A 25,252-nucleotide genomic window follows, 5' to 3' on the forward strand; every position below is an offset into this window, starting at 1 on the left:
CAGTGTGGATGTGCTACGGTACGATGATTGGCTGAATTTGCAGATTTTCAAAATCAGGCATCTCAATTCGTTTCACTTTCTTACCAAGCTCTTTGATTAATTGTCCTTGAGATTCCTCAATCTTACTGGTCAGGGCCGACTCAAAAGTTTCCTCCGAGCCACAGGCCCAAAGAATATAATCCAGGCCGCAGTGAGGATTGCGTTTTTGCAAATCCGTGGCGGCACACTGGTATGCGGTAAACGACGCCCCACCGACAAACAGTACCGCCAGGATGCCAATCCCCCAATTCAAGAGGGAACTTAACCGCTCACCCGCTGTGGTCGTGCCCGCAAGGGTCTCCACGGATTCGTCCTCGGCATCGCTAACAAATTCTTTCGCAAATTCCGACATAAGCCACCTCAGTTATGGGCAAGATAAGTAGAATAGAGCCCGACGATTCGGGTGTTGATCAACCCGACGACACCTCGGACCCTCTGAAACCCTAGCATGACCAGCCAAAGAGAGCGCAAAACTTGACCAGAAACCCTTCAAGTGATTTGCTTTTCTAATTCTACGGTTACACAAAATCAAATTTGACGATTTTAACGAGAGAGCCGAGGTGTCATCAAAAAACGCCGGGCTCTTTTGCTTACTCGCGCGGCATAATCGTTGACACTTTGGGCAAGTCCATTTATTCTAAACAATATTAGATTTTTTACGGCTAGAGAAATGCTTAATCCCTAAGCAATCGCTACCGTCCCCTTTTCCATAATCGCAGTTGCTAATAGCCTGCGGTCCCAGTGAGTAACAGGCGTGGCAGAAAAAGCATGGTCAGGAGTGTTTTCCACGGACACGGATGCCCGCGTCGAGCAGTTTACAGAAAGCATTAGCTTTGACCAGCGACTGTTTGCCTTTGATATTGATGGTTCAATCGCCCATGCCCAGATGTTAGCAAAGGTGGGTTTGATAAACCCTGACGAATGCCAAAAAATTGAGCAGGGGCTGCTGGGGATTCGCCGCGACATTGAAGCGGGGAAGTTCACCTACTCCATCAGCTTGGAGGACATCCACCTCCATATTGAGCGAGCGTTGATAGAACGGATCGGCGATGTGGGGCGCAAGCTGCACACGGGACGGAGTCGCAACGATCAGGTCTCGACCGATTTACGCCTTTGGTGCCGCTGGGCGATTGATGAGATCTCCGTCCGGTTGCGGACCTTGCAACGGGCGTTTGTCAGTTTATGCCGCCGGGATCAGGGAGTCATATTACCGGGCTATACGCATATGCAGCGGGCCCAACCGGTGTTGGCCGCGCACTATTGGCTGGCGTACTGCGAGAAATGGGAGCGAGATCGCCAGCGACTGGCTGATTGCCGTCGACGGGTCAACCAACTCAGCCTGGGGGCGGCGGCGCTGGCGGGGACCAGCCTCCCAATCGACCGGCACGATGTGGCCGAAAGACTAGGATTTGAAGGGGTTCTGGCCAACAGCCTGGACATTAGCAGTGATCGCGATTTTGTGCTGGAGTTCGCGTTTGTGCTCAGTGTGATTGCCCTGCACCTGAGTGGTTGGGCGGAGGAATGGATTTTGTGGTCCACGACCGAATTTAATTTTTTAAAGTTGCCGCAGGCGTTTTGCACGGGTTCGTCCATCATGCCGCAAAAGGTCAATCCCGATGTGCTGGAATTGACCCGCGGCAAAACCGCGCGGGTGATCGGCGATTTGCAGGCGCTGTTAGTCTTGGTAAAGGGCCTGCCGCTGGCCTACAACCGCGATTTACAAGAGGACAAGCCCCGAATTTTTGATGCCTTTGACACCGTCGCGGCCACGCTGGAGGTGGCGGCCCCGCTGGTGGCCTTGACCGAACTCAACCACGCGGCCATTGCCGAACGGCTGGATCGGGGGCATTTGGACGCGACCACCTTGATGGAAGAACTGATCCGCCGGGGCATTCCCCAGCGCACCGCGCATGAAATCGTGGGGAAGCTAGTCCGGCTGGCGCTGGATAAAAACGCGCGACTGGCGGACCTGAGTTTGGCGGAATTGCAAAGCGTGCATCCCGACTTGGATGCTTCGCTCTACCAGGTGCTGGGCGTGGAGCAGGCCATCGCCCGGTTTGTCAGTTACGGATCGACCGCTCCGACGGAAGTGGACCGGCAGATTGGCATTTGGGAAGAAAAGGTGGGAATGTAGGAGGCGCAGAAAAGAAACTTGCAGGCGCAGGGTGAGTGTCCCCTGGAACAATTTCGCGCAGGGGTGCGGAGGAACAGGGGTGCCAGGGTGATAAGGTCAACGAGAATTTGTAGGGGGCGACTCTGTCGCCGAATAGGATCTCAATCTGAGATTTGATATTTGATATATGGGATTCCACAGCACAACTGGTTATGGCCAAACAAATGAAAACGCTCAACAATTGCCGTTCGGACAATCATGTATATCTGTCGATGATTTGCCTATTGTCTGGCATTTTCGCAGTTATGTTGCTGGTCTGCACGGGATCGACCGTTTCCGCCCAGGACCCGTTTGATGACGTGCCGGCGGCGCCGGTCGCCGCGCCTGATCCCGCTCCCCCGGTGAATCCCCGCGCGCCCAAGGGGGTCCCGCTGATTGATGAAAACACCCCTTTGGCTGTCCGCGCCATCCTTGAGGCCAATCCCACGACACCGCTGGAATTGATCGAGGCAATTGATATTCTGGCCCGGTTGCGCGCTTATCCCGCCGCTCGGGAATTGATCAAGAAGTTGCTCGCCGCAAATCCCGATGATGCCACGCTGGCCGCGGCCGTCCAAAAATTTGACCCGGATATGTGGCTGCGACTTTCGCGCGATCCGGAAATTCCCGCCGATTACAAAGCCCTGATCCTTCGCGCGCTGCAAGCGGCCAAAAAGCAAAGCGAAGACCCCGCGCGGCTGCAAAAACTACTCGACGACTACCTGACCGCCCAGGGGGATAACGCCCTATTTGAGCCGTTCCAAGGGTTGCTGACCGCGGGGGAAGCGGGGGCCGCGGCGGCGATTCACGCGCTGGCCCGCGCGGATTTAACCGCCGCGCAGCTCGACCGGATTCGCTTGCTTTTGTCGCGCATGGAACGGGGGGCGATTCAGCCGCTGATTGGCGCGCTGGCCACCGATAATGACGCCCAGCGCGCTGTGGTGCTAGAAATGTTGGCTAAAATCGGGGGGCGGACCACGGCCCCCTGGCTAATGGCCTGGGGGGTGCTGGATGCCCCCGCCGCGGCTAAATCGCGCGCGGCGGCGCAAGCCGCCCTGACCGCCCTGTATGGAGCCTCCCCCAGTCGGGTTGCCGCGGCGGAAGTGCTAAAAACCGCCATACAAAGCTGGCTCAACGACGAGTATCGTTTGCAAATCGATCCCGCGGGGAACGTCGATCTATGGCTGTGGGATAGCGCGGAGGCAAAACTGGTCCCGCAACGGCTTCCCCAGGCCGCCGCCCAAGCCGCCCGCGCGGCGCGGCTGGCACAAGATTTACTGCGGATCGCCCCCGATGATCCACAAGCCCGGGAATTATGGCTGACCGCCAATCTACGCACCGCCGCCTACGGCGCCGGCCTGGAAAATGCCCCCGCGTGGACCCCCGCGGAACTGCAAACGATCACAGAGTTGGGCGGAGATAATTTAGAAGCGGTTTTGTTGACTGCCGTAAAAAGTAATGATCATCCCACCGCCGTGGCGGCGATCCATGCCCTGGGCCAGATCGGTCCCTCGGGGACTTTTGCCGGCCCGCGACCCCATCCGCTGGTGTATGCGCTCCGTTCCATCGATCGACGGGTGCAGTTTGCCGCAGCGCAAATCATTGTTAAGCTTGCCCCTAAACTCGCGTTTGCCGGGCAAGGGGAATTTCAAGCGGCACTTGCGCATCTGGCCCGCTCGACCGGCGCGCGGCGGGCCATCGCCGCTTTTCCCAATGCGGCGACCGCGACCCGTCTGGCGGGTTACCTGCAAAGCCTGGGTTGGCAGACCGATGCGGCAACCACTGGCTCCGAGGCATTTCGCCTGGCCCAGGAAAACCCCGATTGCGAAGTGATTTTGCTAAGCAATCGAATTGATAACTCCCCGCTTTCGGTGGCCTTGCAGGCGATTCGTCGCGATCGACGAACCGCGCGGATCCCCGTGGTGATCTTGATCGAGGATGCCGCCGAACGCCCGCGTATCAGCCATTTGGCGGACAATGACCCCCTCACCACGATCTTTGTCAGACCCTATGATTTAGACGCAACCAAATTTGCCGTGGAACAGGCGATGTTTCAGGCCGGCGGCGCGGTCCTTTCTCCCGTCGAGCGACGCTCCCATGGCGACTTTGCGTTGCAAGCCTGGCTGACGTTGACTGATCCGCTTGCCGCCACCACTCCGGGGTATAAGCGGGATTTGCGGCCGGAGGTGGATTTGCTGGCCGGTTTTTTGGAATTGCCCGAACGGAACGCCCAGGCCGCGACTCTGCTGGGAAGAATTGGTAATCAGACCGCGCAAACCGCTTTGATTGACTACGCCAGCCGTCCCGAGACGCCGCTCCCTAGTCGGGTGGCCGCCGTCCAGGCCTTGACCTCGGCGATTCAGGCCCATGGCATTCAACTGACCCAATTGCAACTGCGTGCCCAATACGAACGCTATAACACGAGTGCTGGTGAATCAGCGGAAACGCAACAAGTTTTGGGGAGTATTTTGGACGCTTTGGAATTGCCTTTGCGGGCAGCGAAATAGTGGGTAGTAGGTGGTAGTTTGACAGACGCTTGTATTTATTTCTGCATTCTTCATTCATAATTCTTCCTTCCCCGTATGTCGCGTCCCCCGATCAAAGGACTCATCGGCTCTGGCCCGGCCATGCAAGAGGTCTACCGCCTCACGCAGCAGGTCGCGCGGACCAATGCCAGCGTGCTGCTTTTGGGCGAAACGGGAACCGGCAAGGAACTCATCGCCAAGGCCGTGCACCAGTTGAGTCCGCGCGCGAGCGGACCATTTGTGCGAGTCAACTGCGGGGCCTTGTCCGAAAGTCTGCTGGAAAGCGAGCTATTTGGCCATGTCCGGGGATCGTTTACTGGGGCCTTGGCCAATCGAACCGGCCGTTTTGAGGCCGCCCACACCGGCACGATTTTTTTGGATGAGATCAATTCCACCACGCCCAAGCTGCAGGTGAAACTGTTGCGGGTGCTGCAAGAACGCGAGTTCGAACGGGTGGGGGACACCCAAACCGTGCGGGTGGACACGCGGGTGGTGGCGGCCAGCAACCGGGATCTGTTTGACGAGGTGGCGACGGGGAATTTTCGCGAGGATTTGTATTATCGGCTAAACGTGGTGCCGATTTACTTGCCGCCGCTGCGCGAACGGCGGGAGGACATACCCGAGCTGGTATCGCATTTTCTCAATATTTATAACGAGGAAAACGACCGGTATGTGACCCATATCGAGCGGACGGCGCTAGAGGCCATGCAAGCATATCCTTGGCCGGGGAATGTCCGTGAGTTGCAAAATGTCATCGAGCGAGCGGTGGTGATGGCCATGGGTGATGAACTGACCTGTGGATTACTGCCGCCGACGGTCCTAGGTCAAAAGCCCCCCCGGCTGATCCGTGGCGGAAAGGGGCAGGATTTGGAGTCCCTCACTAGCGATGTTGTGCAGCAGGGACTGGCGAGCGCGGGACCTAATAGCGATGACCTGTACAATAAAATTGTCAATCGCGTGGAAAAAGAACTGATCGCGCAGGTCATGGCCGCCTGTGACAATATCCAAACCAAGGCGGCCACCCGCCTGGGAATCAACCGGAATACATTGCACAAAAAGCTGAAGGAATACGGCCTGGAAGGGGGCGAAAATGGGGATGAGTGAGCCAGAGGCTGCATGAAGAAATCAGCAGGATTTTTATGAGTGTCTAACTTCTTGAATATACATTCGCTTCACCATAAGAAATTATCACTTTGATACTATATTATCAATTAGAGAATTTAATGGGGTTAACCGCAAATCTCTCTTTTATTACTAGCCTTTTGACTATGTATTGTTAAAGTTGTATTAAGCCCAATAATAAAGAGAGCAATGCCAGGACAACTCAAGATTGACTTACTTTGACTGAAGGATGTGTTATGAAAACCATGATCTTTTGTGTAACGTTGGTCGTGTGCCTGTTGGGCATTAATGTCAGATCGGCGTTTGCCGATTTGCTCATTAACATGAGCCAGGTCTACAACGGCGCCACCCCCAGCGGAGTCGGTGCATGGGGTACTGCAAAATTTGAAGATGTGACGACTGGCGAAGTCTTGTTGACGATGACCAATCTGTTGAACTCCCCCACTGAGTATTTGGCTGCTTGGTATTTCAATTTGGACCCGGCCTTTAAGCCAAAGAATTTGGTATTTACCCATGTTTCGGGACAAGCAGCTAAAAAAATCACTAATCGCGCCAATAATACCGAGCCACCCGGTCAAGGTGGTGATTTTGATATTTCCTTTGCATACGAAAGCGCGAATAATGTCAATCGCTTCAAGATGGATGAAACTTCCGTCTACAAGATTAAGGCTCCGGGAATCACTTCCAGTTCGTTTAAGTGGTTTAGTGAAAACGAGAACAACTCTTTTGTTTCGGTGATAGCGATTCGTGGCATTCCTATCAATCCATACTGTTCAGATACCCTCTCCGGCGAAGTTGCTGGAACTATACCACCCGCATCCCAAGCTCCAGTGCCCGAGTTGGGTTCGATGTGTGCTTGGGGAGGAATTGCTGGAATGGTCGGCCTCGTATCCTTCCTGCGTCAGAGACGTCGACGCAGTGACGCGGTATAAGATATTGAATATCCCCTTGCTCCCTTGATTTGGTCCCCAAAAAAACATATTTCAACCCAATAAAGTCACTGCCAATCCGGCGGTGACTTTTTTTATGGAATTTGCCAGTGTTGAAATGCGACTGGGATGCTTTTGCGGAGTAAAAGACAACCCCCTTCGACCTAGCGCATTTTTTTAACCGGCACGCATCCTTGCCAGCGTTTCCGTTGTGCGAAATAATCCAGACAACGAGCATGCCTTGCCCGCGAACGGATAAAAATAAATGAATTCCCCTCGCCCATAATACCACTGCCGTAATATGCATTCGCTTACCAATGGACCGATTGATATCGCAGCGGTGTTAGCCAGCGTGCAGTCTCCCGCAGCCGGGGGGGTGGTGCTCTTTTTGGGGACCACACGCAACCAGACGGGTGGCCGGGCCACCGCCTCGCTCGACTACGAAGCTTACCCCGAATTGGCCCAGCGCGAACTGGCTGCCTTAGAGGAACAGGCCCGCACGCGCTGGAATTTGATCGACTGCGCGATCGTGCATCGCCTGGGTCGCGTCGAAGTGGGAGAGGCCAGCGTGGCAATCGCGGTTAGCTCGGCACACCGGGGAGAGGCATTTGCGGCGGGCCAGTGGCTGATTGACACGCTCAAACAGTCCGTGCCCATCTGGAAGTGCGAGAACTGGGCCGATGGCGCGCGCGAGTGGGTGCATCCGGGACAAGTCACCTGAGAGTCAGCTGCTTGGCATAAAATAGCGTCAATATCCGGCTGGTATTAACGATACGGGCGAAAAGCCCAGCCTCTAACAGCCTAAGGTAAGCGCAGCGTCGCCCTAGGTTTAAGGCCTCAAATGATTTAAATTTCTTAATTTTTGGCTAGAACCGCGGGAGTTAATCCTCTTGAATTGCAAGTTTCCCGCTTTTCAACTACGCTACAGCCATTCCGCAACAGGGGGATTTGGCGGATGGGGGAAACAGGTAAAGCCGTCGGGGGCCTATTACACCCGCGGATTTTACACGCCCCTAGCCATGATCCGTTTACGCATGGTTGATCGAGGGGAGCACATCGGACCGGATGAATATCGCGGTTAGTGTTGCCGAAAAAAGCCCCGCTGAAAGTGCATGCCGGGAATTCGCAGCCACTTATCTGTAACTTACTTATGTCCGAACAGCCCAAACGCAATCCTTACGAGTCTCCCGCCTTGCCCGTCGCTGGCACATCCACGGAGTCTGCCCCTCCGGTACCAAGTGGCCATGATCCGCTGGGGGATCGCCTGCTCAAACTCTTTTGGTGGAAACCAGCCGCCACCTTGGCCGAGCAAGTCCGTCGCCGGGTCAGTGTGCATTTGTTGCCATATTTATTCTTTTTATACATTTTGGCCTATTTGGACCGGATCAATGTGCAGGTTGCCCAATCAGGAATGAAGCTTCCCCCCAGCCAGGGGGGGCTGGATTTTGATAGTAAAATTATCGGTTTTGGGGCGGGGTTGTTCTTTTGGGGATATTGGATCTTAGAGATTCCCAGCACGCTAAGCGTGGCCAAATGGGGGGCGCGCTGGGTCTTTGTGCGGATTCTTATATTGTGGGGCCTGGCCGCCGGGTTGGTGGGGTTGATTGGCCTGCCTGTCATGACCAGCATGCTAGGTTGGATCCCCACGCTGCCGGAATACAACTTTGGCAGCGCGTGGACGGGTTATTTTTCACCGGGATACTTCTTTAATCAACTCCCCACCAACGCCGAGTATCAGTTTTATTTTTTTCGCTTTTTACTGGGCTTTTTTGAAGGGGGCTTTTTTCCCTCTGTGATTGTCTATCTGTCAATGTGGTTCCGGCCCCGCGACCGGGCCAAGGCCTTGGCGGTGTTTATGACGGCTATCCCTATTTCCAGCACGGTGGGCATCCCCTTTTCCAACTTACTCATGTATATCGACTGGTTTGGGCTCGAGGGTTGGCGGTGGGTGTATATCATTCAGGGGATCATGCCCTTTCTAGCGGGTTTTGCCACGTTGTTTTTTCTGCCCAATAATCCCGACCAGGCGGCGTTTTTGCGAAATGACGAACGGGAGTGGCTTAACGGAGAGCTGGAACGGGAGCATGTCGAACGCCGGGACAGCCACGCGCAGCATGGCCATTTTGCCCTGATACGGGACAGCTTGGGAATGATTTTACTGCTGACGCTGGTCTATTTTGGGCATAATGTCGTCAGCTATGGATTGTCGACATTTATGCAACCGTTGATCAAAGAGGTGTTGTTTAAGGATAACACCGCCATGGCCGCGCTGTTGACCAGCGTTCTGTATGGCTTGGCGACGGTTGGTATTTTGCTGAATGGCTGGCATTCGGATAAGACGGGCGAGCGCGTGTTCCATGTGGCGGTGCCGCTGTTTTTATTGGGGACGGGGGTGATTTTGGCCGGTTTATGCATTCGCTATTTGCATAGTCCCGGCATCGCCGTGGCGATTTTAGTGCTGTTGGTGGGGATCAGTTATTATTCGCACTTGCCGGCGTTTTGGCCGATCCCATCCATGTTCCTGGGCTCCACTTCCGCCGCGGCCGCCATCGGTTTTATTAATATGTTTGGCAACTTGGGGGGGTTCTTTGGACCGTACATGTTTGGCAATATCGTCTCGGAAAAAGTAAACGGCGTCGAAGTGACCCACTATGATTTGGGCCTGTTGGTGGTGGGCCCATTCCCCATAATTTCGGCGGTCATTGTGCTGGCGGTGGCCCAATTTCGCCGGGCACAGCCGTTGCCGCCAATAACGAATGCCTGATAGCCAGGGAAGCGAGTATTGCATCCGGACGGAAGTGGCTAAAAGATTCATGTAACTTAGATTTTTGACTAGCTGCGGGACAGATTTTGCCGTGGATTGTATAATAGAGATATGTGATTTTCTTTCGGCTACGCAGTGTGTGATATTATGTCCCTGGCACCCACCAAATATCGATTGTCCGTAAAAGAATTTCAACGCATGGGCGAGAGCGGGATCTTTCCGCCCGAGGCGCGCCTGGAACTCATCGCGGGGGAAATCATCGAAATGAGCCCGATTGGCGCCTTACACGCGGCTTATGTGAATTTGTTGCTGGACCTCATAAAGAAGCAACTGCCAGCGGATTATACTCTTAGTGTCCAGAACCCGATTCAACTTGAGTGGTCCCAACCCCAGCCCGATCTGGCGATTCTAGTGCCCAACCCCAAAAGTTACCGCCACCAGCTTCCCTCGGCCGCCGACACACTCTTGATAGTGGAGGTCTCCGACAGCACGCTAGATTACGATCGCGAGGTAAAATTACCGCTGTACGCCGGGGCGGGAATTCCCGAGGTTTGGATTGTCAATCTGCAAGAAGACCGAGTCGAGGCGTACACTCAACCGGCCGCGACAGGTTACCTACAATCGCAAATCCTGGCAAACAACCAAACGTATTGTTCAAAGTCTGTTTCCGGCTTAGAAATTTCTCCCTCGCAACTCTTTGATAAGAATTAATCGCCTCCGCAATGTAACACCATGTCCCTGGCACCCACAAAATATCGTTTATCCGTAGCCGAGTTTCAACGCATGGGCGAAAGCGGGATCTTTCCGCCCGAGGCGCGCCTGGAACTCATCGCGGGGGAAATCATCGAAATGAGTCCTATCGGCGCCTTGCACGCGGCCTACGTCAGTTTGTTGTCGAGAATATTTAGCAATCAGGTTGCCGAGCCCTATATTATTTTTGTGCAAAATCCGATTCAATTGGCCGATTCCCAACCGCAGCCCGATTTGGCGATTCTTTTGCCCCACCCCAAAAGTTACCGCCACCATCTCCCCACCGCCGCGGACACGCTCTTAATAGTAGAGGTTTCCGACAGCACGCTAGATTACGATCGCGAGGTAAAATTACCGCTATACGCCGGGGCGGGAATTCCCGAGGTTTGGATTGTAAATTTGCAAGAAGACCAGCTCGAAGTGTACACCCAGCCGGCGGCGACAGGTTACCTGCGTTCGCGATACATCAAGCGAACTGAAACGTACGAGTCCGAAATTCTTCCCGGTCTAAAGCTTTCTCCCGCCGCAATCTTGGATGATCCAGAATAACCCCGGGCATCCTGTAGAGCGCTGTCTCTCTGTCCGCCACTTTGCCATCAATCCGTTTGGCAACATTGCAAAACTGACCGGATCAGGGATGTGCCCGTTTTTCGGCAGTTTATGACTCTGGCACGAGAATTGACTGCGCCGCAAAACCCTGTTTTTCACAATCTTGACGAGGATGCGGTGCGATTTTTGGTTGCATTTACCGTCTCGATGCGCGATATTGGATAAAAATCCCGTTCGCGAACAGTGTCGTGAGGAGGGGATTTTATCGCCCACCAAGGGGGGCTATGCCAGCCCACCGATTCGCTTCACCAGAGGGAGTACCTGCCATGCGGTTTTTGGTAGCGCGCGGAATCGCCGCGCTGGTTTGTTGTTTGTTTAGCATTCAGGCATTTGCCGCGGAGACCGAAAAATCCGCCCCCCCCAGCGGCTCTAAGCCAATTTTTGATGGCAAGTCACTGGAGGGTTGGGACGGTAATCCCAAGTTTTGGCGAGTAGAAGAAGGCGCCATCGTGGGCCAGACTACTGCGGAAAACCCCACCGAAGGGAACACCTTTCTCATCTGGAAACAAGGGGAATTGGACGATTTTGAATTGACCCTGGATTATAAAATCATCGGCGGTAACTCTGGCATCCAATATCGCAGTACCGATCATGGCAATTGGGTGGTGGGGGGTTACCAGGCCGACTTTGAATCCGGAGACACTTATTCCGGCATTAACTATGAAGAACGAGGCCGCGGCATCTTATGCGAACGGGGCCAGCGGGTCACCATCAAAGCCGATGGTAGCAAAGTCCCAGGAGAAAAAATTGGCGACAGCGCCGAAATCCAAAAGAAAATCAACAAGGAAGATTGGAATTCGTATAAAATTGTCGCCAGCGGCAATAAGCTTTCCCATTTTATCAATGGACAGCTTACTAGCGAAGTGATCGATGAACAGGCTGACAAACGGAAGCTGTCGGGGATTTTGGCCCTGCAACTGCACGCTGGCCCCCCCATGACGGTCATGTTTCGCGATATCCATCTCAAACGGACCAAGCTGGCCGCGGTGGATCCCATCGGCCCGCGCAAGAAACTTGTCCTGGTAGCGGGGAGTCCCAGCCACGGCCCCGGTGACCATGAATTTAACGCCGGCTCGCAACTATTAAAAAAATGCCTGGCCCAGCAAACACCGCAATTGGTGACAGCCCTGTACAAAGGAGGTTGGCCCCAGGATCCCACCGCCTACGACAACGCCGACGGCATCATGCTATATATGGATGGGGGTGGCGGCCACCCTGTGATCCAGCGTAACCGTCTGGCCGAAATTGACAATCTGATGAAACAAGGGGTCGGCTTGGCCTGTGCCCATTACGCCGTGGAAGTCCCCAAGGAAAAGGGGGGGCCGGACTTTTTAAACTGGATCGGCGGTTATTTTGAGATGCACTGGTCGGTCAATCCCCACTGGGACGCCCAAATGCAATCCCTACCCCAGCACCCCATTACCAACGGCGTGCAGGCGTTTAAGCTGAACGACGAATGGTATTATCACATGCGCTTTCGCGAAAAAATGGAGGGGGTCACGCCCATTCTGACCGCCGTCGCGCCGGAATCGACCGTCGGCAACGACGGTCCACATAGCGGCAATCCGACCGTCCGCGCCGCGGTCAAAAACAAGGAACCGCAACACCTGGCCTGGGCGTACGAACGCCCGGACGGGGGGCGTGGTTTTGGCTATACGGGCGGGCATTTTCATCGCAATTGGCGGGACGATAACAACCGCAAACTGTACCTCAACGCGCTTTTGTGGATTTGCAAGCTGGATGTTCCCGCGGAAGGCGTCCAAAGCAGCGTCAGCGAAGTTGACATGAAGGAAAACCTCGACCCCAAGTAAGTAGCGGAATTCGCTAGAATTCCCAAGTAATACGCTTTCTAGCTAAACGTAGCGCGGCTAGCAATTTATGAAGGCACCCAGTATTACTGGGTTATTTCCGCATGACGCAACCGCGTTGCGGTAGAATTTCTTGGCTTGCGGTATTCCCAGGGTAGCCGCTACGCGGCAACCCTGGGCTGAGTTCCATAACCGCTTCGCGGTACTTCGCTACCGCAACGCGGTTCTGTAACAAAGCCCAGGGTTGGAGCGCAGCGAACAACCCTGGGAAAAGAACAAAACCAGTGAACTCCTACTCCAACGGAGTTGCGGAAGCCTTTGGTAAATTGGGTAAAAACCGCGCTATGATTACTTGCGATTAGTATAACTAGGTGCCGGGGGTAAAACTCGTTTTTGCCCCCGATAGCCGGGGTCGGGAGTCTGACGCCGTAATATTGATTTTTTGCGAACATGCTTATTCGCGGAAGACTCCTGTCCCCCTTCAGCCCGCATAAAACAATCACTTTACAATTTCGTTGTTGCTCGGCGCGTTCTCATCCACGTTACTCCGCATGCCAGGACGCACATCACCACGCCCAAGAGCATCCCCGGTTCGGGAATCACACGATAACCCAGCCCATTAAAGCTGACACCGTCCCCCAGGCTGTTACCGGGGTCCCAGGTGATCCGCAGTGGTTGGCCGGCCAAGAGTTCTATATCGCCCAGCGGTAAGACCCCGTCGATCATGTCGGTGGCCCGCACCTCGCGCAGGATGCCGCCAATGGTCAGTTGTAACGAGTCTTGCGCGTCAAAATGGCCCAGCTCTATCCCTTCCAAATATAAATCTTGGTCAAAAGTCAGCGCCAGTTCTTCCGGAGCCACAAAACCGCCGTTCATGGTGTAGTCAATCAGCGCGGGATTGTTGCCCGGTTCGCCATTGACCCCGACCAATTCCTGCTCAAAGTCGACCCCTAATGTGGCGGGCAGGTCCAGTAGCGTATTGCGGGACAGCATTTGCCAGTGGCTTCCCACGGGCGTGCCGATATCGTCATTGGGGGGAATGATAATCGAAGAACCGCTAAACAAGTTGGGATTGATATCCGCGATCGGGACGGGGTTAAAACAGAGCGAGCTGGTGCTGGCAACGTAAATCCCCTCCGTCCCATCCGTAAATTCCGCGCGAAAAGCCAGGTTATAGCGAAACTTGGCGGTGGTCAGGCCCCGTTGGCCCAACTCGAGATTTGTAATCACCCGGCCGTCCAGGAGTTGCCCTTCACGGATAACTTCCTTTAGCCCGCCGCAGGCTTCAAAGTAAATTCCATAACCCCCGCCAATGGAGTTCGCCGTATCCAGAATGATCGATGAGGCGGTGTTGGCCACAAACGCCGTGGCCGATCCCACCGTCGACACCCCTTCAAAATGCCGAAACGTTTTGTTGGGAATCGCGGGATTAAGGGTCGTCACATCCGCGATTTTATTAAGCGCGTTGCCCGCAAAGCGATACACGCCCGCGCGGGCGGGACTGGAAAAACCCTCATTGTAGGCAAATGCCACCGTGGAACCGGCCAAGCTAGGCCGACCCGAACGGGTCAAGCCCGTCGTGGGTACGTTGTCGTAATAAGTCGTATAAAACGAGACATTGTCGTCAAATTTATCCACCGGAAAACCGGGAATGGAAATGTTTTTATCAGCGACAGCCACGATGGTGTCGGTCGATTTTTGCCAGCGGTAAACACCCGTGCGGTTGACATTGGCGTTATCGGTCCAACCTCCTAAAAAGACGGCGTAGTCGGTGTTCACATCAGAGTATTCCTGGAACGTCACGCCGCCAAATGGAGTAAAGGTTTTAAACTTGGCTCCGCCCCCACCGGGCACAAAATCATTGTTATCCACCGTCGTATTCAGCAGTTGCGTGATATTTAGGCCAACCTTGTTCACCGGAAACGTGGGTGTATTGCCGGTAAGGGACGGCGGTCCCCAGGCGACGCTGCCAAAGTTGGTGTTAGGCAGGTGCGGCGTCGCATAGACCGAGGTCAGCGCCTTGTAGTTGGTCCCGTCATAGATGCTGCCGCGCGCGGCCAAATAACCATACGTGATGATCGGATCATCAAAAAAGAATGCGATCGTCCCCACGGGGGGATTAGGCCCGGCATTGGTATTGGCCTTGGCAAAATTAGTGATTGTGCCGTTGGTGTTGCCGTTATCCACGCGGGTGTACAACCCCGAGCCTCCGACCACTTGGCCGACTTGCTTGGCTCCAAAGACCACGGAATTGGCCGTCATGGCGGGAATCCCCACAAACTCGTATTGTCCGGTCGGTTCCGCGGGAGGGGCTGTTTCCTGCGTATTGACAATGCGCTGAAAACCAAAAGGACTCGCGCCGCAGAGGTTGGTTTCACGAGAGAGTAGGCCGCAGGATGCCGCGGCCAGCACTTTGGCCCCAAAGAAAAACTGGTGGCCCAACGAGCGAAATTTAACAAACACGAGCGGCTCCTTAAAAGAAAACGTTAGAGGCGTTTAGCCAGATCTTAACAGTTATTTAACAAAAATGGATTCTTAGGGTCTAAAAATAATTTTTTATATAGCACAAACAGCCAGTGCAATTCTGGACATTGTTGACGCAGATTTAACTCAATTTTGAAAAAAAGGCAGTCCCGGGATTGGTGACTGCCTCCTTTATCAACATCTTATGCACAAGAGCGACAAAAGTATTTTGCTGCCTGTTATCGTGGTTGAATCGGTCGATAACCTTTGACCGCGTCAGCGCGATTACTAAAACTCGGCAGCGCGCTTTCTAAACGGCAAGTGTGCAAGACGGATTGGTTAGTCGCCGACAACCCCGTCAGACGCAAGATCCCCCCATGCGAATGCACCCGTTTTGCCAGGAATATCAATTGTCCCAGCAGCGTGCTGCATATCACGGGGATCGCGCCTAACTCCACCACCACCCGTGAGCATTGATGAAGTTGCGTGATTTCCCAGATCGTGTCCGCAAAATCACTGTGATCCTGTTCCGCCAAATTTTCCGCCAACTCCGTAGCGGGCACAGGCGTGACAAATACCCAATCCGGTCCGCGATCCACATCAAAATGCCATACCGTGGATGTTCCTAACATTGTTCCCTCCCGTTAGAACGTTGACCCCTGATGTTGCCGGCCACCCCCGTCGCCAGCGATACTCCCTAAGTGTCATCTTAGAATTTCCCGCCAGAGTTGCAATGCAAAGTCAAGAAATCTTGGCCTAGTTGCGTTAAAGGGCAAATACCAGCTTGCGCGCTGTTGTTTACTCGACCCGGTCAACTGTTCACGCTGTTTGGCCCCGTCTTTCCGGCCAAAAATCCACCACCCCGCGGACAAGCTCGCCAGGGGGTATCGCCAAACACGAAAGTTTTTCTAAAATACACAAGCGAATTGCTAGCATTGTGCCAACCGCACTTACCTAAACATTCCAAATACCCCATTTTTCCAAACTAACGAGGCTTAACATGGAACGCGCAGGAGCTGTTACCTTTAAGGGAAATCCCCTCACGCTTATCGGACCCGAGATCAAAGCTGGACAACCCGCTCCAGATTTTCACCTGACCACGTATGAAAATGGAGGGATGCAGACCATTACGCTGGAATCGCTCAAGGGCAAGCCCGCCATCCTCAGCGTGGTCCCCTCGCTCGACACGCCTGTCTGCCAAATGCAGACGAAAAAGTTTAACGAGTCGCTGGGCAAGTTTGGCGATAAGATCCACGCCGTGACGGTCAGCCTGGACCTGCCCTTTGCCATGAACCGCTTTTGCGGAGCGGAAAATATCAAATCCCTGAAAAATGGCAGCGATTATAAAGATCGGGAATTTGGTAAGAATTACGGCATGCTCATCAAGGAATTGATGATTTTAGCAAGGGGGATTTTTGTCATCGACGCCGATGGCAAAATTGCTTACGCCGAACAAGTCAAGGAAGTCGCGGAAGAACCAAAGTACGACGCGGTACTGGAAGCCTTGAACAAACTGGTTAAATAAGTGCAAGAAGCCAGACTCTGGCTTTGATAATTATTTCCAGGGGGGTTGGTTAAACCAGCCCCTCCAAAGGCCCCCCGCGCACCCCCAGCGCGTCAATCTTGCGGGTGACGTCGGGGTCTTCGACTAGCGGCGGCGCGTGCCACGGTTTTTGGCGTGCGTCAATCACCAGCGCCCCACGACACCCCCAATGTTTTTGCTCGGTGGTCTCGCCCACTCCATGCATGTCATGAGCGGGGTTGCTGCGGGTAAACGTGACCCAGAGAAAATTGTTGAGTGTTCTGGCGGTAAACTCACTATCATCGACCACGACCACCAGGGGAAACTGATTCAGCGCGTGAGACAGGGGGACCCGCGCACAAAAGCGCGACACGGCGTCATCGCTGATACGGGGCGCGGTAGTCGTTCTTTCTAGGATGACCCTGGTATCCCCCGCGTCCTGGTCCATACCGCGATAGCGCGGTCCCCGCAGGACCAGCACGCCCGGCAAGGGAACGCGCGGGTCATCCAGGCCCCATTCCGCTGGCAGGTTAAAATCCACAGGCAAGCTCGCGGGCAATTCCCGCCGGCAGGGTCCCGCCGCAGTGATAAACACCTTGGACCCCTCATTCAGACCGCTGCCGCTATAATCCAGCGTGTCAATATTTGTACGTGTCAAAAAGTGCGCGTCGGTGGTCCAGTCCACCCGCGCTAGCGCGTGACGCAGCAATCCGCCAATGTCATGCACATCCAGCCCGGGGTCGTCCTCATGGGCGACAATCCACAAATACTTGGCCAGAGATAACTGCCCCTGCCCTAGGATCGCCAGTGCCTGGGTGTGCAGCTCGCGCGGTTTGCGGCGGCCTTCGTAGGGAACGTATCGTTCGCTGCCTATCGCCAACAGCAGCGGATGCACCCCCGCCGCGTCGACCGCGTGCACTCCCCGGACCCCCGGCAACACGCTAGGTATGACCGGGCCCGTGATTTCATGGATAATCTGCCCAAAGAGCGTATCTTCTTGGGGGGGACGCCCGACAACCGTAACGGGCCAAATCGCATCCCGCCGACAATACACCCGCTCCACCCGCATCACGGGAAAATCATGCACCCGCGCATAGTAGCCCAGATGATCTCCAAAGGGGCCTTCGGGCAGTGTCTGCGCGGGATCGATGGAGCCGCAAATGACAAAGTCGGCTTCGGCGTGCATGGGTAAATGGCCATTTCCGCGGGTCATGCGGACGCGGCGGCGATTGAGAGCCCCGGCGAACATCAGCTCTGATAGTCCCTCGGGCAGGGGCATCACCGCGGCCAAGGCCATGGCGGGGGGACCTCCGACAAAAATATTCACCCGCAACGGTTCTCCCCGCGCGATCGCGGCGGCATGATGCACGCCAATCCCGCGATGAATTTGGTAATGCAGGCCAATTTGTCCGCCGGGGGTGTAACTACCCCCGCTCAGTTGCACGCGGTACATGCCCAGGTTGGATTTTTGCCAGCCGGGCTGGTCGGGATGTTCGGTATAGACCTGCGGCAGGGTGATGAACGCCCCGCCATCTTCCGGCCAGCAGACCAATTGAGGTAAATCCTGGATGGCGCAGGTTTGCTCGAGCACCGGTCCCCCGCGGACGGATTTTGGCAACATGGTCCAGGCGGCCAGGGGAGCGGCGGCATATCGCCAAGGTTGGCGTAAAAACGCGCCGGGATCGATTTTTAGCTCTACCAGTCTACGGACGCGGTCCAGGGCGTCGCGAAAGATATAATGCACGCGGTCGGACGTGCCAAACAGGTTGGACAACACGGGAAAGCGCGTCCCGGCGACATTGGTAAACAGCAGGGCGGGTCCCCCGCGCGCAAAGACGCGGCGTTGGACTTCGGCAATTTCCAGCCGTGGGCTAAGGGGCGTATCAATACGACGCAACTGCCCCGCCGCCGCCAAATCATCGACACAAGCGCGTAAGGAGGAATAGCCCATGGGGGGGAATGTTTGTCAAAAAATTAACAGGCAGCTAACTACATAACAACCGCAGTTACAGCGTTTTGTTTAACATTACGGCCAGTGCGCTGGCCAAATGCCGCTACGAATGACGCGTTTCAACACAAAACACCCCCCCTACCCTCGTTCCGTCACGCGTAACAGCAGCGGCAGGACGATCAGGTTGCCCAGCATCCCCCCCAGCATTGTCAAACCCGATAGCGCGCCAAAGTAGATCGTCGGCACGAACTGGCTGGCGGTCAACGCCGAATAACCCACGACTAGCGCCAGCGTGGCCAGCACCATCGCCTGGCCAGTGCTTTGCTCCACCGCCAGGATCGCCCGCGACACACCCAACCCCCGCCGTCGCAGGCGGTTGTACGCCACCAGGTAATGGATCGACGAATCAACCGACAATCCCATCGACACCGCCGCGATCATCACCGTGCCCATATTAATCCGCAAGCCCAACAGCCCCAGCGTTCCCAGCATCAGATAAATCGACAACGCGTTGGGCACAATGGCGATCACTGCCAGCCGCAAGCTGCGAAAACTTACAATCAGCAAGAGTGCGATTCCCCCGGTTGCCACGGCAAACGTCACCCATTGATCGGCCAGTAAGCTATCCACCAGATGCGTTAGTAGCACATAAAAGCCCGTGACCACCGGTGGAGGCATGGCGGCGCTCTGGCCCCTTCCCGCTGGACTGCTTGCCGTTTGATCCCCGCCAAAGTGCTTTTCAGCCAGTTCCCGTACCCGCGAGATAATCGCCAACTTGTGTTGGGCTGATTGTCGCTCCTTCGACCGCAACATTATTCGCAGCCAACGCACGTTGCCGCCCGGGCGTGTTTCAACCGTCGTCAGTGTTTTGTACAAATCGGGCATTTGTAGCCGTAATAGTTCCAGCGCCGCCGCCAGACCCCCACGGGTAAACACATTATCCGTCTGGCCCGCCAGCGGGACCGGCGACACGGCGTTTAGCATATCAACCAGACTAAGCACCTTGGTTAGACCCGGTTCGGCCGCGTCGGTCAATTCTCCGGGGACGGTGATTGTTTGCAACTCTTGCTGCAATTCCCGCACGCGCGACAACTCCGCCAGCGTCAGGTTTTCCGGCAGCGGCACCAGCAAATCCCACACGCCCGCGCCTCCCAGACGGGACTCCACAAACTCATACGAACGGACCAACTCACTATCGGACCGAAAATTTTTGGTAAAGTCGGTCTCCACGGTCAGCCAGGTCGAACACCAGACCGCTCCACTGGCTAATACCAGCACGCCCAAAAGCCAGCGATACGGGGCTTTCTCGATCGTCAGCCACAACCCCGCCAAGCCCTTTGTCAACCCGCTATGGTGGCCGTGGGCGGGGCTTTTGTGTGAATTTTGCATCTCGGTCGATTCGCTTTTGGCTGCCATGCCGTCATGATTGATACGCTTTCCCCACAGCGCGATCCCAGGCACCAAAAGCGCGCCCATCGGCAGCACCAGCGCGCTTCCCAGGGCGGTCATCAGACCAAAGTCGTGCACCGGTCCCACCCGCGACAATAACAGCGACCCAAAGCCAATCACATCCGTCGCCAACGCGCCGCAAATTGGCCAAAACAGCTCCCGCGTGGCAAAGATTAACGCAGCCGAGGGGGTTTCGCCGTCGCTTACCGCCGACTGATAACGGACGATCAAATGCATGATCGTCGCCACGCCCACGATCGTGATCATGGCCGAAAGCATGGAGCTAACCATGGATAGTTGAAAGCCCGCGGTGGCCAGATAGGCCCGCGTGGCGAGGAGTGTCAATTGCACTAGCGCCAACGGCAAGATCAGCCACCGCCAGGAACGCACAAACGCAAAAATCACGAGCAGGATCAGCCCGGTGCTCAGCCATTCCAGCCATAGCCCGTCTTGTTCCAAAGAGCGAAACCCATCCACCAACATTACCGGTTCGCCAGCCAATGTCCCATTGGGATACTTTCCGATAACTCCCCGCAGGCGATCCACGGCGGTATTGCGCAGTTCGCTGGGCGTGAGTTTTAACAATTTAGTCAAATCCTCCGCTAGGGCCGGAGGGGGCATTTTTGCCTGCAAGGCCAGCAATTCCTCCCGCCGGGGCAATAGGCAGATCACCGCCACGGTTTGCCGATCGGCGCTAATCAGGTATCCCGTCAATAGCGATCGCAGCGCGGCGGCGCGGGTGTTCCCTTCGTCCAGGATTTGCTCTCCAAACGGGGTGTTGCTTAGACTTTGGACCCGCACGCCCGGCACGGCGGCGGCCAGGTTTGCCGTTATTTCACGCAAGCGGGGGAACGTGGCGGGCGAAAGACCCTCGGCCTCGGTATAGGCCGCCAGCAATACTTCTTGGGCTCCAAATAATTTCTGAAATTGTCGCAAATCAACCAGCAGCGGATCATCGGGGGCAAACATCGCCTCCAACTTTTGCTCAAACCGCAGATTTCGCGCGATAGGCCAGCAGACCGCCGCTACGGCCACCGCCAAGAGCAGCCACACCCACCTCTTGGCAACCCAGCCCGCCAACAATCGTTGTGTCAAGGTGGTGGCGATCATGGGCGAGGGACTTTTGGCGAAAGATTTCTCGTCTGCAGCCAGATAAACAGCAGCAACATCCCTGCCAAACTAGCCACAAAATATGCCGGGGTCACAAAATTCGTGAGAGCCAGCGCCGCAATCCCACAGATTAAAGTCCCCAAGCCAAAAAGCCGGGGAGGTGACAGCCCATCCCAGGCGATTAACACTGCTGCCAAGGTGCCGGTCAAATACAGGGAGGACGCCAACCACTGCAATAAATTGCGTAAAAGTTGTGGATTTGCGGGAACGAGCATCGTGGGAACGGGGTCAAAGGGGGATGATTCCGCTGGATTACCGGGGAGAGAGACTTGCGGAGGGATGGCTGGCCAGACGGTCGCGGGATCGGCTAAAAAGCGAGCTTGCGGAGCGCTTACCAAGGCCCAGGCCAAACCCCACCAAATGAGGGCCACGGTCAATTCCACCGCTGGGTAGCGGGCGGAAATGCCCGCCTGGCAATGGCGGCATTTTCCCCGCAGCCACAACGCCCAGCTTAATAGGGGAATATTGTCATACCAGCGGATCGGCACTCGACAGCGGGGGCAGTGCGATCCAGGCCAGCTCAGGCTCATTTGCCGCGGCAGGCGGTAAATGACCACGTTTAAGAAACTGCCGATGCAGGCCCCGAACACCGCGCACCACGCCAGCCAAAGCGCGGGAAGTAAACTGATCAGTTCATGCAGATAGGGGAGCATGTCATCAATTATGACAGTTTCTCCCGAAATTTATAATCCCTTGAGATAGCTGGCGGCCGCCGCTGCCCGGCGGCGTATATCGCTGTCATTGGCGGCCTTGGCCAGTTTTTCCAGTTCGGGGACGGCGGCCTTGGCCTTGAGATTACGCAGTTCCTCGATGGCGGTTTTAATTTTGTCCGTATCGCCCGATTTGAGGTCGGCAATCCAAAGTTTGGTAAATTCCGGCCCGGCGGCCAGCGACTTGCCTGCGTTCTGGTTATACTCGGTGCGTTGCTTGCTGGCGGGACCAGGGGCGCGCTTGCTGTAGCTATTGGAGCTGGTTTTTTTTGGCTTTTTGACTGTGGTTTTGGCGGGAGTACCGCCGCCTCCGCACCCGATTGCCAAGGTTAGCATGGTCAACAACAGCCAGAAATTTCCCAGTTTGCCAATCATTGCCAGTTCCATTTTACGCTTTGAGACAGTCCCCGCCGTCGTTCCCTCGGCCGCTTCCCCTTTGTCATCGAATTTTATAGTTTAACAAGAATTGTGCCATAAGGCAAAGGAACCATCGGGAGGCGCTTTTTGCGGGAGCGGACGCAAAAACGTACAAACTAATTATATTTTGAACAGAAGCTATCGAAGGAAATAATGAAGTATCGAGACGGGAGTAAGAAAAAATTCATTCACTTAGTTTCCATTTGTCACAAAATGAAACCTTAAGTTTCCGCTCTCTCTGATCCCTCCTGTTCAAAACTTACGCGCGGTTGCTTAAACTAATTGAGGGGAATTTCACCTTTTGTCCAGGGTTACGCCATGTTTCGCAATTCTCGTCGCCAATTTTTGTCCCAGGGCGCTCTGTTAGCAGGTGCAATTGCCAGCGGGTCAATTGACCTGGCCACGGGGCACTTGCCCATGGCGACTGCGATTGAGCCAATCCGTCGGGCGGCCCCAGCGCAGTGGAAGTACAGTCTGGCCGCCTATAGTTATCGCGATCTGTTTGGCAAATCGGCAACATCCCCATCCACCCCGCCCGACAAAACCGCCGCGATCGATCCCGCCTTTACATTATATGATTTTGTGGATGATTGTGCCCGCCTGGGTTGCCACGGGACGGAACTGACGTCGTATTACTTTTCGCCAACGGTTACCGCCGCCGAGTTGCAAAATTTGCGCAGGCATTGCTTTCGTCAGGGATTGGAGGTGTCCGGCACCGCGGTGGGAAATGACTTTGGCAAAGCCGATAAAACAGCCCGCGACGCGGAAATTGCCAGCGTAAAAACCTGGATCGACCGTGCGGCGCTCCTGGGCGCGCCGGTGATTCGCATCTTTGCGGGAAATTTACCTGGCGGGACGGATCATACCGCTGGCATCGCCCAGATAGTCAGTTGTATCGAGGAATGCTGCGACTACGCGGGAAGACACGGCATTCACCTGGCGCTGGAAAATCATGGCGGGCCGACCGCCACGGCGGAGGGCTTGTTGGAAATTGTGCGAAGGGTCAACAGTCCCTGGTTCGGGGTGAATTTGGACACGGGGAATTTTCACAGTGAAAACCTATATGACGAGCTAGCCCGCTGCGCTCCGTACGCCCTCAATGTGCAAGTCAAAGTCGCCACCAGCGGCCCGGATGGCAAAAAAACGCCCACGGATTATCCGCGGTTGGGCAAAATCTTGCGTGACGCGGGATATCGCGGCTACGTGGTGCTGGAATATGAAGAAGGCGGGGATCCCCGCGCGGCCTGCCAGGAGCATTTTGCGGCCATGCGGAAAGGAATGGAAGCGTAGCGCGCAGAGACAAGTCGTGATCGGCAAGAATTGATGAAGGCCACGGATGGGCACGGATAGTCCCGGACCAATTCTAAAATAGGATAGAACGCTGATAAAACTGCTGAGACTGATTTTCACGCATTAGCGTTTTCCTATCATCAGTGGTGTTTACCGCTCTGTGAAAATCTGCGTTATCTGTTAAATCAGTGTTCGATTGAATGTTTCCCTGGCTGACGCGGCGGGCTAAGTCCCTGGCTGACGCTGCGGGCTGAATTGCGACGGGTTAAATTGGCAGCGATCATCACGCCCGTGGCGTAAACTGGAATCGCGCGGATTGGCTAAAAAACGCCAGCGGATTGTCATACACAATCCCGCGGATCAGCGATTCCGGATGGCCTCGTTTTCGCATCGCCATGATAAAGTCCGGCACGGCGGTCGGCTTTGACGGTCCCCAGTCCCCCGCGCTATTCACCAGCAAACGTTCGGGACCGTACATCTCAACCATGTCGACCGCCCGTTCGGGCGTGCATTTGCTGACCGGGTACAGCGTCATTCCCGCCCAATATCCTTCTTCCAGCACGGGGCGGATAGTGTGTTCCTCCACATGGTCCACCAACACGCGGTGATGGGGCAAGTCGCCAAAGTCCCGCAGCATATCCAGAATCATCCTCGTTCCCACATGCTTATCCTCCAGATGCGGCGTGTGGATCAATATCTGCTCCCCCAGCTTTTCGGCCAGTTGCACATGCTCGAGAAAGACGATCGCTTCGTTGCGGGTGTTTTTATTCAGCCCGATTTCCCCGATCCCCAGGACGCCCGGCTGATTCAAAAATTCAGGAATCATGCCGATGACTTCCCGCGACAACCGCACGTTTTCGGCCTCTTTGGCATTGATGCACAACCACGTGTAGTGTTGCAAGTGCGACCAGCCAGCGCGGACCGGCTCGAACTGGGTGAGTTGGCGAAAGTAGTCGCGAAATCCCTCGACGCTGCCCCGGTCAAAACCGGCCCAAAACGCCGGTTCGCTCATCCCCACGCAGCCCATGCGCGCCAAGGTCTCGTAATCGTCCGTGGTGCGCGAGACCATGTGAATATGGGGATCAAAATATTGCATAGCGGCACTCTCACGGGGCAAAGGGGTTTGCGGGAGCAAAGGAAACCATCCTCGGGAATGTTAAAATCAGGCGAAAGTCAGGCGTCGTTACGCCCCGCGGGTCCCCCGTGAAATTCGAATGTCTGCTGCCAATCGGCATGATACGGCAGGGAAAATGTCAGTTGGCACCGTTCGGCGCGGTTGGCTCCGCCGCCGGGCAGATCGGCAATCGCACGTAACAGCCGCTGATAGCGGGGATCGCCCGTGACATCCCCGGCCCGTTCCAGTCGGTCCAGTCCGGCGGCCAGTTCGAGCGCCTTGGCCCGCAAGATTAAAAATTCTTGATTCAGCAGGTCCGCGGCGGGCAACAGGCGTGGAAGTTTCGATGCAATCGGCATAATCGATCCCCTCTCTTGGGAAATAAACAATCGGCGGACAACGGGCGGAACCAAAATTTTGGTGCTGACTTACCCCAAATCCCCGCAGCGTTCCCCTGTTATTAAGTCT

21 protein-coding genes are annotated in these 25,252 nt (G+C 55.4%); 12 read left to right on the forward strand and 9 right to left on the reverse strand.

Going from position 1 to position 25,252, the window contains the following annotated elements; genetic code table 11:
- Positions 1 to 13: 13 nt before the first annotated feature.
- Entirely contained in the window at positions 14 to 391 is a 378-nt protein-coding gene (locus SFX18_04920) for a hypothetical protein (protein ID MDX1962472.1), read from the reverse strand.
- Between the two features lie 402 nt (positions 392 to 793).
- Between SFX18_04920 and argH the strand changes: the two genes are divergently transcribed.
- From argH to SFX18_04970, 10 genes are all read left to right on the forward strand, one after another.
- Complete coding sequence (argH, locus tag SFX18_04925) at positions 794 to 2,173, forward strand: argininosuccinate lyase (protein MDX1962473.1); 1,380 nt, start codon at positions 794 to 796, stop codon at positions 2,171 to 2,173.
- A 284-nt stretch (positions 2,174 to 2,457) separates the two neighbouring features.
- Complete coding sequence (locus SFX18_04930) at positions 2,458 to 4,698, forward strand: hypothetical protein (GenBank protein MDX1962474.1); 2,241 nt, start codon at positions 2,458 to 2,460, stop codon at positions 4,696 to 4,698.
- A gap of 120 nt (positions 4,699 to 4,818) precedes the next feature.
- A complete protein-coding gene (locus tag SFX18_04935; GenBank protein ID MDX1962475.1) occupies positions 4,819 to 5,820 on the forward strand; it encodes a sigma-54 dependent transcriptional regulator in 1,002 nt (333 codons plus the stop codon).
- A 254-nt stretch (positions 5,821 to 6,074) separates the two neighbouring features.
- Positions 6,075 to 6,770 carry a hypothetical protein gene (locus tag SFX18_04940; protein MDX1962476.1) on the forward strand — a complete coding sequence of 232 codons (696 nt, stop codon included), beginning with the start codon at positions 6,075 to 6,077 and terminating at the stop codon, positions 6,768 to 6,770.
- A 298-nt stretch (positions 6,771 to 7,068) separates the two neighbouring features.
- Entirely contained in the window at positions 7,069 to 7,488 is a 420-nt protein-coding gene (locus tag SFX18_04945) for a molybdenum cofactor biosynthesis protein MoaE (GenBank protein MDX1962477.1), read from the forward strand.
- A 169-nt stretch (positions 7,489 to 7,657) separates the two neighbouring features.
- The gene (locus SFX18_04950) at positions 7,658 to 7,849 is read left to right on the forward strand and encodes a hypothetical protein (GenBank protein MDX1962478.1); all 192 of its coding nucleotides are present in this window, start codon (positions 7,658 to 7,660) and stop codon (positions 7,847 to 7,849) included.
- A gap of 68 nt (positions 7,850 to 7,917) precedes the next feature.
- Positions 7,918 to 9,531 (forward strand): MFS transporter, encoded by a 1,614-nt coding sequence (locus tag SFX18_04955; GenBank protein MDX1962479.1) that lies wholly within the window; start codon positions 7,918 to 7,920, stop codon positions 9,529 to 9,531.
- A gap of 147 nt (positions 9,532 to 9,678) precedes the next feature.
- Positions 9,679 to 10,242, forward strand: a complete 564-nt coding sequence (locus tag SFX18_04960; GenBank protein ID MDX1962480.1) for a Uma2 family endonuclease — start codon at positions 9,679 to 9,681, stop codon at positions 10,240 to 10,242.
- A 21-nt stretch (positions 10,243 to 10,263) separates the two neighbouring features.
- The gene (locus tag SFX18_04965; GenBank protein MDX1962481.1) at positions 10,264 to 10,830 is read left to right on the forward strand and encodes a Uma2 family endonuclease; all 567 of its coding nucleotides are present in this window, start codon (positions 10,264 to 10,266) and stop codon (positions 10,828 to 10,830) included.
- Between the two features lie 326 nt (positions 10,831 to 11,156).
- A complete protein-coding gene (locus SFX18_04970) occupies positions 11,157 to 12,701 on the forward strand; it encodes a family 16 glycoside hydrolase (protein MDX1962482.1) in 1,545 nt (514 codons plus the stop codon).
- A 501-nt stretch (positions 12,702 to 13,202) separates the two neighbouring features.
- Here the strand turns inward: SFX18_04970 and SFX18_04975 are convergent.
- Both SFX18_04975 and SFX18_04980 read right to left on the reverse strand, forming a co-directional pair.
- The gene (locus SFX18_04975; GenBank protein MDX1962483.1) at positions 13,203 to 15,161 is read right to left on the reverse strand and encodes a hypothetical protein; all 1,959 of its coding nucleotides are present in this window, start codon (positions 15,159 to 15,161) and stop codon (positions 13,203 to 13,205) included.
- 239 nt (positions 15,162 to 15,400) lie between these two features.
- Entirely contained in the window at positions 15,401 to 15,793 is a 393-nt protein-coding gene (locus SFX18_04980) for an STAS domain-containing protein (protein ID MDX1962484.1), read from the reverse strand.
- Positions 15,794 to 16,161: 368 nt separating this feature from the next.
- On the opposite strand from SFX18_04980, the gene tpx reads away from it, so the two are divergent.
- The gene (gene tpx, locus SFX18_04985) at positions 16,162 to 16,686 is read left to right on the forward strand and encodes a thiol peroxidase (GenBank protein MDX1962485.1); all 525 of its coding nucleotides are present in this window, start codon (positions 16,162 to 16,164) and stop codon (positions 16,684 to 16,686) included.
- A 49-nt stretch (positions 16,687 to 16,735) separates the two neighbouring features.
- On the opposite strand, the gene SFX18_04990 is transcribed toward tpx, so the two are convergent.
- The 4 genes from SFX18_04990 to SFX18_05005 all read right to left on the reverse strand — a co-directional run bounded on the left by SFX18_04990 (position 16,736) and on the right by SFX18_05005 (position 22,350).
- Positions 16,736 to 18,634: a UbiD family decarboxylase gene (locus SFX18_04990; GenBank protein ID MDX1962486.1), complete on the reverse strand. Its 1,899-nt coding sequence runs from the start codon at positions 18,632 to 18,634 to the stop codon at positions 16,736 to 16,738.
- 138 nt (positions 18,635 to 18,772) lie between these two features.
- A complete protein-coding gene (locus SFX18_04995) occupies positions 18,773 to 21,193 on the reverse strand; it encodes an MMPL family transporter (protein ID MDX1962487.1) in 2,421 nt (806 codons plus the stop codon).
- The gene (locus tag SFX18_05000; protein ID MDX1962488.1) at positions 21,190 to 21,906 is read right to left on the reverse strand and encodes a prepilin peptidase; all 717 of its coding nucleotides are present in this window, start codon (positions 21,904 to 21,906) and stop codon (positions 21,190 to 21,192) included. Before SFX18_05000 ends, SFX18_04995 begins: the two co-directional genes overlap by 4 nt.
- A 30-nt stretch (positions 21,907 to 21,936) precedes the next feature.
- A complete protein-coding gene (locus tag SFX18_05005) occupies positions 21,937 to 22,350 on the reverse strand; it encodes a hypothetical protein (protein MDX1962489.1) in 414 nt (137 codons plus the stop codon).
- Positions 22,351 to 22,698: 348 nt separating this feature from the next.
- On the opposite strand from SFX18_05005, the gene SFX18_05010 reads away from it, so the two are divergent.
- A complete protein-coding gene (locus SFX18_05010) occupies positions 22,699 to 23,670 on the forward strand; it encodes a sugar phosphate isomerase/epimerase family protein (protein MDX1962490.1) in 972 nt (323 codons plus the stop codon).
- A gap of 283 nt (positions 23,671 to 23,953) precedes the next feature.
- On the opposite strand, the gene SFX18_05015 is transcribed toward SFX18_05010, so the two are convergent.
- Positions 23,954 to 24,766, reverse strand: coding sequence for a TatD family hydrolase (locus SFX18_05015; protein ID MDX1962491.1), 813 nt, complete (start codon positions 24,764 to 24,766; stop codon positions 23,954 to 23,956).
- Between the two features lie 77 nt (positions 24,767 to 24,843).
- The gene (locus tag SFX18_05020; GenBank protein ID MDX1962492.1) at positions 24,844 to 25,143 is read right to left on the reverse strand and encodes a hypothetical protein; all 300 of its coding nucleotides are present in this window, start codon (positions 25,141 to 25,143) and stop codon (positions 24,844 to 24,846) included.
- Positions 25,144 to 25,252 lie beyond the last annotated feature (109 nt).

Source organism: Pirellulales bacterium (assembly GCA_033762255.1).
In the GTDB taxonomy this organism is placed as follows: domain Bacteria; phylum Planctomycetota; class Planctomycetia; order Pirellulales; family JALHPA01; genus JANRLT01.

What these genes read in the sequence shown, in the direction of transcription:
- SFX18_05000 (MDX1962488.1), bottom strand. Translation starts at nt 21,906, where the DNA reads ATGCTCCCCTATCTGCATGAACTGATCAGTTTACTTCCCGCGCTTTGG.
- SFX18_04995 (MDX1962487.1), bottom strand. Translation starts at nt 21,193, where the DNA reads ATGATCGCCACCACCTTGACACAACGATTGTTGGCGGGCTGGGTTGCC.
- SFX18_04935 (MDX1962475.1), top strand. Translation starts at nt 4,819, where the DNA reads ATGCAAGAGGTCTACCGCCTCACGCAGCAGGTCGCGCGGACCAATGCC.
- SFX18_05020 (MDX1962492.1), bottom strand. Translation starts at nt 25,143, where the DNA reads ATGCCGATTGCATCGAAACTTCCACGCCTGTTGCCCGCCGCGGACCTG.
- SFX18_05010 (MDX1962490.1), top strand. Translation starts at nt 22,699, where the DNA reads ATGTTTCGCAATTCTCGTCGCCAATTTTTGTCCCAGGGCGCTCTGTTA.
- SFX18_04940 (MDX1962476.1), top strand. Translation starts at nt 6,075, where the DNA reads ATGAAAACCATGATCTTTTGTGTAACGTTGGTCGTGTGCCTGTTGGGC.
- SFX18_05005 (MDX1962489.1), bottom strand. Translation starts at nt 22,350, where the DNA reads ATGGAACTGGCAATGATTGGCAAACTGGGAAATTTCTGGCTGTTGTTG.
- SFX18_04990 (MDX1962486.1), bottom strand. Translation starts at nt 18,634, where the DNA reads ATGGGCTATTCCTCCTTACGCGCTTGTGTCGATGATTTGGCGGCGGCG.
- SFX18_04970 (MDX1962482.1), top strand. Translation starts at nt 11,157, where the DNA reads ATGCGGTTTTTGGTAGCGCGCGGAATCGCCGCGCTGGTTTGTTGTTTG.
- tpx (MDX1962485.1), top strand. Translation starts at nt 16,162, where the DNA reads ATGGAACGCGCAGGAGCTGTTACCTTTAAGGGAAATCCCCTCACGCTT.
- SFX18_04930 (MDX1962474.1), top strand. Translation starts at nt 2,458, where the DNA reads ATGTTGCTGGTCTGCACGGGATCGACCGTTTCCGCCCAGGACCCGTTT.
- SFX18_04980 (MDX1962484.1), bottom strand. Translation starts at nt 15,793, where the DNA reads ATGTTAGGAACATCCACGGTATGGCATTTTGATGTGGATCGCGGACCG.
- SFX18_04955 (MDX1962479.1), top strand. Translation starts at nt 7,918, where the DNA reads ATGTCCGAACAGCCCAAACGCAATCCTTACGAGTCTCCCGCCTTGCCC.
- SFX18_04920 (MDX1962472.1), bottom strand. Translation starts at nt 391, where the DNA reads ATGTCGGAATTTGCGAAAGAATTTGTTAGCGATGCCGAGGACGAATCC.
- SFX18_04960 (MDX1962480.1), top strand. Translation starts at nt 9,679, where the DNA reads ATGTCCCTGGCACCCACCAAATATCGATTGTCCGTAAAAGAATTTCAA.
- SFX18_04965 (MDX1962481.1), top strand. Translation starts at nt 10,264, where the DNA reads ATGTCCCTGGCACCCACAAAATATCGTTTATCCGTAGCCGAGTTTCAA.
- SFX18_05015 (MDX1962491.1), bottom strand. Translation starts at nt 24,766, where the DNA reads ATGCAATATTTTGATCCCCATATTCACATGGTCTCGCGCACCACGGAC.
- SFX18_04945 (MDX1962477.1), top strand. Translation starts at nt 7,069, where the DNA reads ATGCATTCGCTTACCAATGGACCGATTGATATCGCAGCGGTGTTAGCC.